General features: G+C 66.4%; 11 protein-coding genes. 2 read left to right on the forward strand and 9 right to left on the reverse strand.

What is annotated here, in order from left to right; all coding sequences use genetic code 11:
- Positions 1 to 112: 112 nt before the first annotated feature.
- The 9 genes from secF to ABC419_RS10700 form a co-directional block, all read right to left on the reverse strand.
- On the reverse strand, positions 113 to 1084 hold the full coding sequence (gene secF / locus ABC419_RS10660; RefSeq protein ID WP_125900234.1) for a protein translocase subunit SecF: 972 nt from the start codon (positions 1082 to 1084) through the stop codon (positions 113 to 115).
- Positions 1084 to 2682, reverse strand: coding sequence for a protein translocase subunit SecD (secD, locus tag ABC419_RS10665; protein WP_412877512.1), 1599 nt, complete (start codon positions 2680 to 2682; stop codon positions 1084 to 1086). The genes secF and secD overlap by 1 nt, the downstream gene beginning before the upstream one ends.
- A gap of 39 nt (positions 2683 to 2721) precedes the next feature.
- Positions 2722 to 3036, reverse strand: a complete 315-nt coding sequence (gene yajC, locus ABC419_RS10670) for a preprotein translocase subunit YajC (RefSeq protein ID WP_003165259.1) — start codon at positions 3034 to 3036, stop codon at positions 2722 to 2724.
- Positions 3037 to 3182: 146 nt separating this feature from the next.
- Positions 3183 to 4277 carry a peptidoglycan DD-metalloendopeptidase family protein gene (locus ABC419_RS10675; protein WP_412877511.1) on the reverse strand — a complete coding sequence of 365 codons (1095 nt, stop codon included), beginning with the start codon at positions 4275 to 4277 and terminating at the stop codon, positions 3183 to 3185.
- A gap of 126 nt (positions 4278 to 4403) precedes the next feature.
- Entirely contained in the window at positions 4404 to 5048 is a 645-nt protein-coding gene (locus ABC419_RS10680) for a protein-L-isoaspartate(D-aspartate) O-methyltransferase (RefSeq protein ID WP_200165301.1), read from the reverse strand.
- Positions 5045 to 5836 carry a 5'/3'-nucleotidase SurE gene (gene surE, locus ABC419_RS10685; protein ID WP_003165262.1) on the reverse strand — a complete coding sequence of 264 codons (792 nt, stop codon included), beginning with the start codon at positions 5834 to 5836 and terminating at the stop codon, positions 5045 to 5047. The genes ABC419_RS10680 and surE overlap by 4 nt, the downstream gene beginning before the upstream one ends.
- Positions 5836 to 7311, reverse strand: coding sequence for a serine--tRNA ligase (gene serS, locus ABC419_RS10690; RefSeq protein WP_412877510.1), 1476 nt, complete (start codon positions 7309 to 7311; stop codon positions 5836 to 5838). The genes surE and serS overlap by 1 nt, the downstream gene beginning before the upstream one ends.
- Positions 7312 to 7397: 86 nt before the next feature.
- Entirely contained in the window at positions 7398 to 8705 is a 1308-nt protein-coding gene (locus ABC419_RS10695; protein WP_412877509.1) for a YceI family protein, read from the reverse strand.
- Between the two features lie 75 nt (positions 8706 to 8780).
- Complete coding sequence (locus tag ABC419_RS10700; protein ID WP_412877508.1) at positions 8781 to 9494, reverse strand: YceI family protein; 714 nt, start codon at positions 9492 to 9494, stop codon at positions 8781 to 8783.
- Between the two features lie 213 nt (positions 9495 to 9707).
- Between ABC419_RS10700 and mutL the strand changes: the two genes are divergently transcribed.
- Positions 9708 to 11630 carry a DNA mismatch repair endonuclease MutL gene (mutL, locus tag ABC419_RS10705; RefSeq protein WP_412877507.1) on the forward strand — a complete coding sequence of 641 codons (1923 nt, stop codon included), beginning with the start codon at positions 9708 to 9710 and terminating at the stop codon, positions 11628 to 11630.
- A gap of 36 nt (positions 11631 to 11666) precedes the next feature.
- Positions 11667 to 12137, forward strand: coding sequence for a low molecular weight protein-tyrosine-phosphatase (locus ABC419_RS10710; RefSeq protein WP_412877506.1), 471 nt, complete (start codon positions 11667 to 11669; stop codon positions 12135 to 12137).
- Positions 12138 to 12241: the final 104 nt, after the last annotated feature.

Here is a 12241-nt window from a genome sequence, read left to right on the forward strand (position 1 = left end):
ATTGCGGTTCGCGGCTCAAGTCCAGATGAGCGGATCGGCCCTTCCTGAACGTAAAAACCCGCCCCTCCTGACTGGAAGAGCGGGTTTGAACGGAGCACGAGCGCGCCTGTTTTTAGGGGCGGCTGGCCATGCCGAACTTGATCGGCTTAGCGTCCTCGTCGGCCGAACCACCGCGCTTCACGCCCCACATCAGGATGATCGGCGCGCCGACATAAATCGACGAATAGGTGCCGATGATGATGCCGACCATCAGCACGATGGAGAAGCCGAACAGGGCCTCGCCGCCGAACAGGGCCAGCACCGCCAGAACGCCGACGGCCGTGACGCCAGTGATGATGGTTCGCGACAGTGTCTCGTTCAGGGACAGGTCGATGACCTCGCGCAGCGGCATGGTCTTATACTTGCGCAGATTCTCGCGAAGACGGTCGAACACGACGACGGTATCGTTCATCGAATAACCGATAACGGTCAGGACAGCCGCGACGGTGTTCAGGCTGAACTCGAAACGGAACAGCACGATCAGTCCGAACGTCAACACCATGTCGTGCACCAGCCCGGCCAGGGCGCCGAAGCCGAACTGCGGCTCGAACCGGAACCAGATGTAGATGAACATCAGCACAATGGCCGCGCCCAGCGCCAACAGGCCGCTGGTAAACAGCTCACCCGATACCTTGGAGCCGACGACGCTGACGCCCGAGTATTTCACCTCGCCCACGGCGTCGTCGATCGCCTTCTCGACCCGCGCGACGACAACGCTCTGACCTTCGCCTTCAGGAATCTGGAAACGGACGATGGCGCTGGAGGCGCTGTCGATGCCTTGCACCTGAACGTCGCCCAGCCCCAGATCGCTGACGGCGCCGCGCACCTGATCCAGTTCCAGAACCTGACCGGCGGGCTTCGACACTTCCATCGAGGCGCCGCCGCGGAAGTCGATGCCCAGGTTCAGACCTGGATAGAAGCAGCCGACGATCGCCGCCACGCACAGGATCAGCGAGATCACGCCGGCGGCGGGCGCATATTTGACGAACCGGAAGTTCGTCTTCTGCGGCAGCAGTTTGATGAGGGGCCATCCACGCATCGCCATCACTCCGCAATCGGCAGTTTCTTGGGCTTGGCGACCTTGAGCCAATACCCGAACAGCACCTGGGCGACCATCACCGAGGAGAACATTGAGGTGAAGACGCCAATGGTCAGCGTCCAGGCGAAGCCGCGCACGGGGCCCGCGCCGAACATGAACATGATCAGCGCCGCGACCAGGGTGGTCAGGTTGGCGTCAATGATGGTGCCCATGGCCTTGTTGAAGCCGGCGTCCATCGAGGCGATGACCGAACGGCCGGCCCTCGCTTCGTCGCGCATCCGCTCAAAGATCAACACGTTGGCGTCCACGGCCACGGCGAAGGTCAGCACCAGACCCGCGATCCCAGGCAGGGTCAGGGTGGCGCCGAACAGCGACATGGCGGCTATGATCAGGATGCCGTTCAGCATCAGACCCAGCACCGAAACGCCGCCGAACAGGAAGCCGTAAGCGCCGATCATGAAGACGCAGATCAGGATGAAGCCAATAACCGTCGAGATCATGCCCGCCGACACGGCGTCCGCGCCCAGCTCGGCAGTGACGACACGACGTTCCTCAACGTTCAACGGCGCCGGCAGAGCGCCGCCGTTGAGCAAATTCACCAGCTCGGAAGCCGAAGCGATAGTGAAGCTGCCAGTGATCTGACCGCTGCCGCCAGCGATGGCGCCCTGGATCGTCGGAGCCGAGATGACCTGACCGTCCAGGATGATGGCGAAGGGCTTGCCGATGTTCTGGGCGGTGGCTTCGCCGAAGCGACGCGCGCCCTGGCCGTCGAACTGGAAGTCGATGGCGGGACGCTGGTTCTGGTCCGTTCCGACGCCGGCGCGGGTCAGGTTCTCGCCCGAGACCAGAATGCGTTTCTTGACCAGGTAAGGCGTGCCAAGGTCATCGGTCAGCAGTTGGGCGTCCGGCGGCACCCGGCCGGCCAGGGCGTCGTTTAGCCCCGTCGGCGAGGTATCCACCATCTGGAAGGTCAGTTGAGCCGTGCGGCCCACCAGGCGCTCCAACTCGGCCGGATCGCTCTGGCCCGGAGCCTGAACCACAATGCGGTCGGCCCCCTGACGCGTGATCGAGATTTCCTTGGTGCCCGAGCTGTCCAGGCGACGACGCACGACCTCGATCGACTGATCGACTGCCGTGGCTCCCATGCTGTTCAGAGCCACATCGGTGAAGGCATAGCGAATACGGCCGCCGCCCAGCTTGGTCGCCACGCGATCCGGCTGGCCGGTCGCGCCTGCGCCCTGCTGAGCCATGGTGCGCAGGGCGTTAAAGGCGGCGTCGTATGACGCGCCCTCGGCCACGGTCACGACGACGCCGCCAGCTTCACGCTGCATGCTCGCGATGTTGATCTGCTCTTCCCTGAGCGTGACGCGAACGTCCTCCATCAGGTTGGTGAGGCGCTTTTCACGCATCTCCGGCACGTCAACTTCTAGCAGCAGGTATGAACCGCCCTGCAGATCGAGGCCCAGGTTCAGGCCGTTCTTGGGCAGCCAGCCGGGCAGCGCATCGCGCTGCTCCTGGCTGAGCATGCTCGGGAAGGCCAGCAGCAGCCCGATGACGAGCGACAACACGACCAGGACGACTTTCCAGCGCGCAAGCTGAATCATGTCAGGGCTCTCTTCGGGCGAAGGTCAGGGACCGGGCTATCAGCCCTTGTCGTTAGCTGCGATGGCGGTGCGATTGCGGACTTCGGCGATCATCGCCTTGACCACGCGGACGTTCACGCCTTGCGAGATCTCGACCATGGCCTCGGCGTCCTCGACGCGGGTGACCTTGCCGACCATGCCGTTCGACAGGACGACTTCGTCGCCGCGCTTGACGCCTGCGATCAGGGCCTGATGCGCCTTCATCCGCTTTTGCTGCGGGCGGATCATCAGGAAGTAGAACAGAATGAAGATCGCGACGATCGGCGCGATCTGAATGACTAGGGCCATCAGGCCGCCGTCTTGGGTTGCAGTCATTGGAAACTCCCCGACGCGGGCCGCGCCTTCATCGGGGGCCCATCAAAAACAAGGCGCGGAACCTAGGGCGCGCCGGGCCGATTTGCAACGCGACGCAGTGACAAGAGCATCCGAGCGTCGCCGCCCGGACACGTCTTTTCATCCAATCAGCGCGGAAGCACCGTCAGCGGGTCCAGGGCGACCGGATCATCGCCGCGCATCTGACGCACTTCGTAATGGATCGACGGGCGTCCATCGCCTGCCGTCAGACCCACTGTGCCGATGGCTTGACCGGCCCGAACCTGCGCCCCGTCCCGCACCGTGGCCGAGCCCAGATGACCGTAAACCGTGCGCCAGCCGTCGCGGTGAACGACCAGAACCGTCAGCCCCTGCCCGACGATGTCATCGCCGACATAGGCCACCGTGCCATCGGCCGAGGCCTTCACCTCGGTTCCGGCCGAAGCGCCGATGTTGATGCCGTTGTTGCGCTCGCCCATGCCCACCGGACCGAAGCGACGCAAGATGTCACCACGCACCGGCCATTGCAGAGCCAACGGCTGACCGACCGCCGTCGAGGGCGTGCGAACCGGCGAAGCAGGCGTCGCCGCAGCGGGCGTGCGAGGCGGCGGCAACGGCGCATTACCGCTGGGCGGCGGCGGAGGCGGAGGAACCACGCCGCTGTTCGGCGTACGCACGCCGACAGGCGACGGCCCCATGGCGTAAGGATCAGTCCCGGCGTCCACCGCGCTGTCCGGCAGGATGATGCGTTGCCCGGCCGAGATCGCGCCACGCGGCCCCAGGCCGTTCAGGTCGATCAGGATCTGCACCGGCGTACGGAAACGACGCCCCACGCCCGAGATGGTGTCGCCCGGTTGGATCACATAGGTCGCGCCAGGCATCGAGGGATTGCCTGCGACGGGGGGCGGCGTCACCGTGACCGGAGCGCCGGTCGACGGATAGGCGGGGCCGCCCGCAGGCGGAAGGACGCCGCCTTGAATATCGCCTGCGGGGGCGCGTGGGCCTTCCTCATACGGCTGAGGCGCAGGTTGCTGCGGCTGTGTCGCCGGGCCCTGGTAATAGGGATTGTTCGAATAGGCGCCGGGCTGCTGGCCCTGGGGTTGCCCCGGCTGTTGCGGATAGGCGCCCGGCGTGGTCGGCCGGGTCGAATAACGCGGCTCGCTCGGATAGGTCGAACACGCCGTAACCGCCAGCGCCCCGCCGACGACAACCGCCGCCCTGATCCAGCCTGTGAAGCCGCTCATGCGTCTCTCCGTATTAACCTTGTTCAGCATTCGAACCCGGTTTGCCCCGGTCCGCCGCCAAATCCAACCCAATAACCCGCGCGAAAGTGGGGCGGAAAGGTTAATGGAGCGGTGAGATTTCGCTCCTCACCCCTCTTTCGCCGTACCCTCGACCAGCGGCACGAAGCGGACTTCACACAGGCTCTCGCGCTGGAAACTGCCGTCCGGCTGGCCCGTGTAGCGGTTCAGCATCTGCACCGAGGTGCGTCCCACCGGCGCGACCAGGACGCCGCCTGGCTTCAACTGTTTCAGCAGCTCCGTCGGCTCGTGCGGCGAAGCGGCTGTAACCATGATGCGGTCGAACGGCGCCTGCTCCATCCAGCCCTGCCCGCCGTCGCCATGGCGAGTGAAGACATTGTCGATACCGAGTATTTTCAATCGGTTTTCGGCCTCATTTAAGAGGCTTTTGTAACGCTCGACCGAATAGACGAAACGCGCCATGCGGCTGAGAACCGCGCATTGATAGCCGCTGCCGGTGCCGATCTCGAGCACGCGATGGCGCGGCTGAACGTCCAGCGCCTGAGTCATCAGGCCGACGATGAAGGGCTGGCTGATCGTCTGGGCGCAGTCGATCGGCAAGGCCTGATCCTCCCACGCCTGATCGAGAAATTTCTCATGGACAAAGACGGCGCGGTCGATGGACTCCATCGCCTTCAGCACCCGCGCGTCCGTCACCCCCTGACGCCGCAGCGACAGGATCAATCGGCCCGCGCGGTCGTCCCTGAGACTCATTTTTCCTGAGGCCCCTTGGGCGGCGCCCCGCCCAGCACCTTCTTCAGATCATTGACCGACTGCATGTGCGTCAGGTCGATGTGCAGCGGCGTGACCGAGATGCGGCCCTCGTCCATGGCGCGCAGGTCGGTGCCGTCGGCGTGTTCCTGCGGGGCGCCGCGGAAGGCCATCCAGTAGTAGTCGCGGCCGCGCAGATCCGTACGGCGAATAGCGTGCATTTCACCGATGTCGCGGAAGCCCTGGCGTGTCACCTCAACCGTCTTGACCAGTTCCGGCGGCAGGCGCGGGAAGTTGACGTTCATGACCACGCCCTCCCCCCATTTCTGCTCCAGCAGCCGGGCGACGATGCCGGGACCGAAGGCCTCGGCCGTTTCCCAATGGGCGATCGCCTCGTCGTGAAAACGCTCAAGCGACTGCGACAGGGCGATGGAGCGGATGCCGAAGGCCATGCCCTGAAGGGCGCCCGCCACCGTGCCGGAATAGCTGACGTCCTCGCCCACGTTATGGCCGCGATTGACGCCCGACAGCACCAGATCGGGCTTCTCGGGCATGATGTCGTTGACCGCCAGGATGACGCAGTCCGTCGGGGTGCCGGTCACGGCGAACCGCTTGTCGCCCAGCTGATTGACGCGCAGCGGCTCGGTCAGGGTGATGCCCCGCCCCTTGGCCGACTGCTCGGTCTGCGGCGCGACGACCCAGACGTCGTCCGACAGGGCGCGGGCGATCTTCTCCAGGCAGGCGAGACCCTCGGCCTCGATGCCGTCGTCGTTGGTCAGAAGGATACGCATCAGTTGGACGCCACGCCTACAGTCTTGAGTCCGCCCATATAGGGCTGAAGGGCGGCCGGAACCGCGATGGTCCCGTCCTCCTGCTGATAGTTTTCCATCACCGCGACCAGGGTGCGACCGACCGCCAGACCCGAACCGTTCAGGGTGTGCAGGAACTCGGTCTTCTTCTCGCCCGCGCGCTTGAACCGGGCGTCCATGCGCCGAGCCTGGAAGTCGCCGCAGTTCGAGCAGGAGCTGATCTCGCGATAGGTGTTCTGAGACGGCAGCCAGACCTCGAGGTCATAGGTCTTCTGCGCCGAGAAGCCCATGTCGCCCTTGCACAGCAGCACCTTGCGATAGGGCAGCTCCAGCGCCTGAAGCACCGCCTCGGCGCAACCGGTCATGCGCTCGTGCTCGGCCTCGGAGTCCTCGGGTCGGCAGATGGAGACCATCTCGACCTTGGAGAACTGATGCTGGCGGATCAGGCCGCGCGTATCACGCCCCGCCGACCCGGCCTCGGCTCGGAAACAGGGCGTCAGGGCGGTCAGACGCATGGGCTGAGCGACCTCGTCCTCGGACAGGATCTGCTCGCGCACGAGGTTGGTCAGGGAGACTTCAGCAGTGGGGATGAGCCAGTGTCCGCTACGGCGTTGCTCAAAGGCTAAGTTTGTTCGATCTGGATCGTGAATTGTAAGCGATTGTTCAATGGCTTCCTGACGAGTGTCAGGATGCAGAAACTTCGGATCGCCGATATTGGCCAAGCTGTCTGCAACTGTCTGAGCGTAGTCCACCGCGTATCTGTTGAGTTCTCCGATTCCTGGAAGCGCCAGGAACTGATCATCGGAAAACTTCGGCAACTGCCCGGTGCCGAACATCGCCTCATCCTTGACGAGGAACGGCGGATTCACTTCCTGATACCCGTGCTGGTCTGTCTGCAGGTCCAACATGAACTGACCGATGGCGCGCTCTAGACGCGCCAGTTGGCCCTTCAGCACGGCGAAGCGCGAGCCGGACATCCGCGTAGCGGCTTCAAAGTCAAGAAGCCCCAGCGCCTCGCCCAGATCGGCGTGATCCTTTGTCGGGCCTGTCGTGCGCGGTTCGCCCCACTTCTGGACTTCGACGTTGTCGTTTTCGTCCTCGCCGTCCGGCACGTCGGCGGCGGCTATGTTCTTCAATCCTGCAAGCAGGTCGCGCAACTGGTCGCTAGCAACCGCCTCGGAAAGGCCAGCTTCGTTGATCTCAGATTTCAGCGCTTCGACCTCGGCCTTCAGGCGGTCGGCCTCGGCCATGTCCTTCTTGCCCATGGCGGCGCCGATGGCCTTGGAGGCGGCGTTGCGCCTGGCCAGGGCGTCCTGACCGCGCGTCTGGGCGGCGCGCAGGTCGACGTCCAGCGCCCGAATGCGCGCGACGACATCGGCGGCGTCATCCACGCCGCGCGACGACCAGCCTGCAACGAAGGCTTCGGGATTGTCGCGAATGGCTCGGATATCGTGCATGGCGTCGCTCTTTCGGCGCTCAAGGGAGGGAGAGCCGAAGGCTGTAGCGCCCCGCGCGGAGTCGGGCAAACCCCGCGCCCGATTTCTTAACCCTGACGCGTCGCCTTGACCTTGATCTCGACGCCGATGGCCTTGGACACCCAGTCGCCGCCCGCGTCGGACGCCATGCCCATGTTCAGCGCCGTGCGGTCCAGCTCCAGCTTGCCCGCGACCGTCGCCGTCCCGTTCGCCTCGTCGAAGGTGAAGGGCAGGACGACCGGGACCGTCGTCGTCTTGATGCGCAGGGTTCCCGTCGCCTCAAAGCGGTTGCCGCCCAGCGCCTTGAACGCCGTCGCCGCGAAGCGCGCGGTCGGATAGGTCGACGTGTCAAACCATTCGGCGCCCGGCAGGCTGCCTTCCTGGGTGGCGTCGCCGGTCTTGGCCGTGCCGGTCTGGACCGTCACCACCGCTTTCGATCCAGCCAGATCGGCCGGGTCGAACCAGACTTGCGCGTCCCAATGCTCGAACCGGCCGGTGAAGGCCTTGCCGGTGTGGGTTCCTGTGAACTGGATGGTCGAGGCGGCCTTGTCCACGGTCCAGGCGGCGGCCGTGCCCGGCGTCACAGCGGCGTCAGCCGCAGGCGCGGCGGCGGGCGCCGAGGCGACCGCCTGCCCCTCCGTCTTGGGCGCAGGCTTGGCCGCCAGTCCGAAGGCGGCGCCGATCACGACCACGAAGGCCACGCCCGCCAGCCGCTCGGCCCAGCGCAGGGCCAGCGTCGGCTCGGGCGCGACGCCATGCGCGTCGTCGCCATGCGGCAGGACCGGGATCATGTGCGACAGCACGCCGTCGCGCTCAAAGAACTGGTGCTTCAGCGCCGCCCCGACGTGCAGGGCGACCAGCACGATCGCGCCCCATGCCAGCTTGCTGTGCGCGCCCACGGCCATCCAGGCCGTCATGCGACGGGCGGCTTCGGAAGCATGCTCGATGAAGGGCAGATGCGGAATGGTGAACAGGCCGAACCAGCTGGTCGCCACGGCCAACGGCGTGTCCGTGACCACGGACCAGCCGGTCGAGACATAGGCCCACCCCGTCAGCGGCAAGGCTAGCATCAGGGCGTAGAAGGCGGCGTGCGTCGCCCGCGCGGCGAACTGCTCCCACCCCTTCATGGCGCCGGGCAGGGCCGGAACCGGGTGCGTCAACCGCCACAGGATCCGCAGCACCGTCAGCGCCAGGATCAGGAAGCCGATCGACTTGTGAATCTGGAAAACGCGATAGGCCAGCGCCTGGCTGTCCGGCTCGACGATGGCGTCGCTCATCCACCAACCCATCGGGATCATCGACAGGATGGCGATCGCGATCAACCAGTGCAGGGTGATGGCGACGGCGCTGTATCGGCTGGGGCGGCGGCGGGTCATGAGAGCTCTCGCGTCAGTCTGAACATGAAGAGGGCGGGACCGAACGGCCCCGCCCCTTCGTCGTGTCGCAGCCTATCAGGCGGCGGGAGCCGCCGGAGCCGCCGGGGCGACTTCCTGGATGAACTCGGCGTCGAAGCGGATCGTCACTTCATCGCCGACCGGACCCAGCGCCATGCCGAAGTCGGTGCGCTTGAACTTGCCTTCAGCCGAGAAGCCGATGGCCGGCGCCGGCACGAACGGGTGCTTCTCCAGGTCGCCGTTGAAGGTGGCGTCCAGGGTCACGGGCTTGGTCACGCCCAGGAAGGTCAGGTCGCCCGTCACCTTGGCGGTGCGCGTGCCCGTCAGCTCGACCTTGGTCGACTTGAAGGTGATCTGCGGGAAGGCGGTCGCGTTCAGGAAGTTCTTGTTCTTGGCGATGTCCTCGCTCCAGCTCTTGAAGCCGGTGGCGGCGTGGGTGCCGACGTAGTCGCCCTGATAGTTGGCGTCGACCGAGGCCGGATCGATGGTCGCCTCGACCGTGCTGTTGGCCAGGTTGGCGGTGTCCAGAGTGATCTTGGCGTCGAACTTGTTGAAGCGCGCCGTGTAGTTCGAGATCGAGTTGTGCGGCAGCGACCACTGCAGCGAGGCGTGGGTCGGGTCCATCACATAGACGCCCGAGGTGGCCTTCAGCGCGACCGGAGCGGTCGAGGCGGCGTCGGTCGTCGGGGCGCCGGCGGTGTCAGCGGGCTGGCTGCAGGCGGCCAACAGGGCGGCGGCCGAAACGGCGATCAGGGCGGCTTTGATCTTCATGGGAGAGGAAACCTCAATCAGGCGGTTGAAACGAAAACTGGACAGACAGTCCGGAAACAGGTGGAGTGTCCGTCCGGCCTCGCCGTCGGACTGCAACAGTATAAGTTGCCATTCACGCGCTTCAAGCCCCCCGATCACGAAAACCGCCTTCGACCTCACGAAAAAAGGATTGAGGTGCGTCTGCGGGCGACGGCGCCTATCCTCGCGACTCACATGACCATCCGTCGCCTCCCCCCCGAAACCGTTAACCGCATCGCCGCCGGCGAGGTGGTCGAACGCCCCGCCAGCGCCATCAAGGAACTGGTTGAGAACGCCATCGACGCCGACGCCCGCAGCATCGAGATTCAGGCGGACGGCGGCGGCCTGACCCGCATCCTGATCGCCGACGACGGCAAGGGCATCCCGCGCGACGAACTGCCCGTCGCCATCGAGCGCCACGCCACCTCGAAGCTGGAGCCGGACGACGCGGGCGACGTGGACCTGCTGCGCATCTTCACCCTGGGCTTCCGAGGCGAGGCCCTGCCCTCCATCGGCTCGGTCGCCCGCCTGAACATCACGACCCGCGCGCGCGTCGAGACGGGCCAGCCCCAGAACGACGCCTGGGCCATCTCCGTCGAGGGCGGCGCCCAGCGGCCCCTGTCGCCCGCCGCCTTCCCCGGCCCGCACGGCGCGCGGGTCGAGGTGCGCGACCTGTTCTACGCCACCCCTGCCCGGCTGAAGTTCATGAAGTCCGAGCGGGCCGAGGCCATGGCCATCTCCGAAGAAATCAAGCGCCAGGCCATGGCGCATGAGGCGGTCGCCTTCACCCTTAGCCTCGACGGCAAGACGACCCTGCGCCTGCCCGCCGAACATCCCGGCGACGAGGGACGGCTGAAACGTCTCGGCGCCCTGCTGGGCCGCGACTTCGAGGCCAACGCCCTGCTGATAGATCAGGAGCGCGACGGCGTGCGCCTGTCGGGCTATGCGGGCCTGCCGACCTATTCGCGCGGCAATGCGGCGCACCAGTTCCTGTTCGTCAACGGCCGCCCGGTGCGCGACCGCCTGCTGCAGGGCGCCCTGCGCGGCGCCTACGCCGACTTCCTGGCGCGTGACCGGCACCCGGCGGCGGCCCTCTTCATCGACATCGACCCGCTGTATGTCGACGTGAACGTCCACCCGGCCAAGGCGGAGGTCCGCTTCCGCGACCCGGCTCTGGTGCGCGGCCTGATCGTCGGCGCCCTGCGCCACGCCCTGCACGCGGCGGGACACCGCGCTTCGACCACGGTCGCCGCCGACGCCCTGTCTGGGTTCCGCCCGCATACGGGCGAGGCCCTCTACAACCCGGCCGCGCCGCAGAGGTTCAGCAACGCCGCGCCGGGCTGGAGCGGCTGGCAAGGTTGGTCGCAACCGGCCGCCGCCGCCCAGAACCTGCCGGGCCTCAACGAACGCTCCGCCCGCGTCGAGCATACGTGGAGCGGGGAAGCCGTCGCCCCCAGCTTCCGCACCCTGAACGACATCCAGGCCGAACACGCGGGCCAGATCGCGCCCGGCGCCTCGGCCCCCGTCGACCTGATCGATTACCCGCTGGGCGCCGCGCGGGCGCAGTTGCACGCCAACTACATCGTGGCCCAGACCCGCGACGGCCTGGTCATCGTCGACCAGCACGCCGCGCACGAACGCCTCGTCTATGAGCGGATGAAGGCCCAGATGGCCGACGGCGCCGTCACTCGTCAGGCCTTGCTGACGCCCGAAGTCGTCGAACTGGACCCCGCCGAGGCCGAGCGCGTCGCCGCCAAGGCCGAGGAACTGGCCGAGATGGGCCTGATCGTCGAAGCGTTTGGATCAGGCGCGGTGCTGGTGCGCGAAACGCCCGCCCTGCTGGGCGACACCGACGTTCAGGGCCTGATCCGCGACATCGCCGACGACCTGTCCGAACACGGCGCCGCCCTGTCGCTGAAGGAGCGCATGGCCGAGGTCTGCGGCACCATGGCCTGCCACGGCTCGGTGCGTTCCGGCCGCGTCCTGTCGGCGCCCGAGATGAACGCCCTGCTGCGCCAGATGGAGGCCACGCCCCACTCCGGCCAGTGCAACCACGGCCGCCCGACCTATGTGGAGCTTAAGCTACACGACCTGGAAAAGCTGTTCGGGCGGCGCTGATCTTTTCGCCGCCCTACCGCTTCGCTACTTGAGGGCATGACCCCTTCCGTCCTCTTCATCTGTCTCGGCAACATCTGTCGCTCGCCGCTGGCCGAGGCCGCCTTCCGCGAAGAAGCGCGCCGCCTGAACCTGGACGCCATCGCAGATTCCGCAGGCACAGGAAACTGGCACGTCGGCGCTCCGCCCGACCCGCGCGCCCAGGCGGTCGCCCTGAGGAACGGCGTCGATATCTCGGCCCTGCGCGGCCGTCAGGTGAAGCCCGCCGACTTCCGCCGCTTCACCCATCTGGTGGCGATGGATCACGACAATCTGGCCAACCTGCGCCGCATCGCCCCGTCTGACGCCACGGCAGAACTGTCCCTGCTGCTGGATCACGTCGAGGGCCGCGCCGGTCAGGCCGTGGCCGATCCCTATTTCGGCGAAGACGACGGTTTCGACGTGACCTGGGCCGACGTCACGGCCGGCGCCCGCGCCCTGGCTGCCAAACTTCAGCGCCGCAGAGGTTGAAGCGCCTAGCCGCCGATCACGCCTCGCGCTATAAGCCGCGCCTTCACCCAATGGGATGGAACCATGTTTGAGATTGTAGCCACGGCATAGGCCCGGACGCTGAT

Origin of the sequence: Brevundimonas phoenicis (assembly GCF_047237745.1) — a bacterium.
In the GTDB taxonomy this organism is placed as follows: Bacteria; Pseudomonadota; Alphaproteobacteria; order Caulobacterales; family Caulobacteraceae; genus Brevundimonas.

Excerpts from the sequence above, each read along its gene's own strand:
- secF (WP_125900234.1), bottom strand. The coding sequence starts at position 1,084 with ATGGCGATGCGTGGATGGCCCCTCATCAAACTGCTGCCGCAGAAGACG.
- secD (WP_412877512.1), bottom strand. The coding sequence starts at position 2,682 with ATGATTCAGCTTGCGCGCTGGAAAGTCGTCCTGGTCGTGTTGTCGCTC.
- yajC (WP_003165259.1), bottom strand. The coding sequence starts at position 3,036 with ATGACTGCAACCCAAGACGGCGGCCTGATGGCCCTAGTCATTCAGATC.
- ABC419_RS10675 (WP_412877511.1), bottom strand. The coding sequence starts at position 4,277 with ATGAGCGGCTTCACAGGCTGGATCAGGGCGGCGGTTGTCGTCGGCGGG.
- ABC419_RS10680 (WP_200165301.1), bottom strand. The coding sequence starts at position 5,048 with ATGAGTCTCAGGGACGACCGCGCGGGCCGATTGATCCTGTCGCTGCGG.
- surE (WP_003165262.1), bottom strand. The coding sequence starts at position 5,836 with ATGCGTATCCTTCTGACCAACGACGACGGCATCGAGGCCGAGGGTCTC.
- serS (WP_412877510.1), bottom strand. The coding sequence starts at position 7,311 with ATGCACGATATCCGAGCCATTCGCGACAATCCCGAAGCCTTCGTTGCA.
- ABC419_RS10695 (WP_412877509.1), bottom strand. The coding sequence starts at position 8,705 with ATGACCCGCCGCCGCCCCAGCCGATACAGCGCCGTCGCCATCACCCTG.
- ABC419_RS10700 (WP_412877508.1), bottom strand. The coding sequence starts at position 9,494 with ATGAAGATCAAAGCCGCCCTGATCGCCGTTTCGGCCGCCGCCCTGTTG.
- mutL (WP_412877507.1), top strand. The coding sequence starts at position 9,708 with ATGACCATCCGTCGCCTCCCCCCCGAAACCGTTAACCGCATCGCCGCC.
- ABC419_RS10710 (WP_412877506.1), top strand. The coding sequence starts at position 11,667 with ATGACCCCTTCCGTCCTCTTCATCTGTCTCGGCAACATCTGTCGCTCG.